This is a genomic window from Microcoleus sp. MON1_C5, from assembly GCF_036701875.1.
Lineage (GTDB): Bacteria > Cyanobacteriota > Cyanobacteriia > Cyanobacteriales > Microcoleaceae > Microcoleus.
In genome coordinates this window covers 1-2,317 of sequence record NZ_JAUBRN010000144.1, presented here as the reverse complement: position 1 = coordinate 2,317, position 2,317 = coordinate 1, and the positions used below count along the sequence as shown (strand labels likewise).

General features: G+C 50.1%; 1 protein-coding gene. It reads right to left on the bottom strand.

Features of this window, described 5'->3' with window-relative positions:
* On the bottom strand, window positions 1-2,279 hold a 2,279-nt coding region (locus QUA71_RS29040), incomplete at its 3' end, for a PAS domain S-box protein (protein ID WP_333290456.1).
* Window positions 2,280-2,317: the final 38 nt, after the last annotated feature.

Sequence of the window (2,317 nt, the reverse complement as noted above, 5' to 3'; positions counted from 1 at the left end):
GCTTGATTTTCAATTTTTTCAAACAGTTCTTCGGTTAATTCAGCAGAAAGTTCTGAGAAATTGTTGACAAAGTTTAAGGGGTTTCTGATTTCGTGGGCAATGCCCGCGGTTAAACTCCCCAGAGAAGCTAGTTTTTCTTGGACAACAATCTGATTTTGCATCGCTCTGAGATTTGCTTCTATCCGCTGGCGGTCTTCAATCTCATTCTGCAATTGCTGCACAGTATGGGTGAGTTCAGATGTACGATTTTCAACTTTGATTTCTAGTTCCTCATTAGCTTTTTGTAGAGATTCTTGGGCTTGCTTGCGATCGCTGATATCGCGCAGAATCACCACATATTCTTGCATACCTTGATTTGAAAGCGAAGCATTTTGAGAAAATCGGTCTGAGATGGCAACTTCCAGAATACGCGAGTCGCGATTGGGTAGGTTAAGAGCTTGTTCGCTGCGGCTGGGCCACCGTTCTGGCTCAAAAGCTAATCCCGGCAGTAGTTTGTTCAGGCGATGCCCTATGATCCCAGTGGTGTCGATTCCGAAAACGCTTTCAGCAGCGGGATTCGTCTGACGAATCACTCCGGTTTCATCCAGCACCACGATCGCATCTAGGGCAATGGTAAAGAGTTGTTCTGCTCCCTCTCGTGCTTCATTCATGGAGACGACCTGGGGTAAGCTCGTCCAGCAGGCAACGGCCACCCCGACAAAGCCTACGGTTATTACCAGAACAATCAAAAGATTATTGGCAGCATCACCTGGAAGTCCGTCTAACGTGGCTCTAATCACCCAGGCGATCGTGGCAGTGCTACAGATCAGAAAGATCAGGATGCCTACCTGAAGCGCCACAAAATCCTTGCTTATCCTATAGGACTGCCCCCGATAAAGCTTAATCCACCACGCAGGATGGAAAGGGGCAAATGCACTGTGACGTATGGCAGCATCCACTCCCAAAATAGCGATCGGCAAAAGCAGTCCGATTAGCAGGTCTTGCCAGTTCCAAGCCAAGCCCCCAACAATCAGGACAACTGTTTCTACCAGGAAAAAGCCTCCAGACCACCAAGGCCATAGCACTTCTGGCCTATCCCGACCCACCCATAGCCCGAAATGGGCTGTTATAAACGAGATCGTGGCAGCAGTAGCGGACACCATTACTAAACGCGCGATATCTCCCCAAGCTAGACAGATAAGACTGAGCAAGAACGTCAGCACAAGGGCTGGGCCGAGTACGCCCCGTGGGGAAACCACAGCGAATACTGGCGATAAATGTCCGTCCAAGGCAAGTTGGTACAAAACGCGGGGAGAGTTGGAAACCGCTGTGGCAGAACTTAGGAGGCAGCCCGCGACGATCAAAAGCGTCACCATAAATGAGGCCCACGGCCCCCAGAAGAGTTTAGCGGAGGCTAATAGGTTTAAGAATGTGTCGTCTTGTAATCCCGGTTCTGTTGCCAAGCGCATCAGTACCCAGGAACCACCGAGATAAACAATAGGAATCAGCCAAGCCGCGAAGCTCAGAAACCGCAAAGTCTCCCCAGGTCGTTTGCTATCAGCGACAAACGAGGCAGCACTTTCACAGGCGTAAACAGAGTAGAAGGCGAAGAAGTACCATTTGGCCCATTCCACAAAGGAAAAGCTAGGCCAAGTGCTGGGGAAAAAGCCGGGGCTAGCTGGGGATAGTGCTAACCAGCCGATGCCTTGAGTGCAAAAAACTAAGAGGAATCCGGTAGCGGGTAGAACGAAGCATAGATGCAGGATACTTAAGGCGCGGGTGCCACTAAATGCCACAATAAAGGCGATCGCTGTAAAGCCAATTTTCAGAACTATCTCAGGACATGAAATCCCTAATGGTTTTAGGTTGGCTTCGATCAGGGCTGTGACAATCAGGGCGTTGATCGCTGTCACTGCTAACCAACTAAAAAAGTATCCAAGTGCCCCATACCTACCCAGCCAAGGATACTTGTTCAGTAGTCGCGCCGTGTAGTTGGGCGTTCCCCCTGCCATCTCTGGCCACTGAGATCCCAAGCTTTGCATCTGAAAGTCGAGCATCATGGCCACAATTGTTGCTGGCAACCAGACGAAGATAGCTTGAGGCCCCAGAGCAGCGTGTATGGCCGGTGCAGCGCTGATCCATAGCAGATGACCCGTAAGGCCAAACCCCCAGGTTTCCAGGGTTGTTAGGGTTGGCTGGAGGCCCATGGGCGATCGCCTATTCAGATTTTCTCTTAGATAAGGCTGAGTTGGTTGTGAGTGGTAGCCGTTTGCTGGCTGGTGTCGGATGTCTGTAGCCATCAATTTTACCTAATTACATTTTATTTCTGACTTCTGAC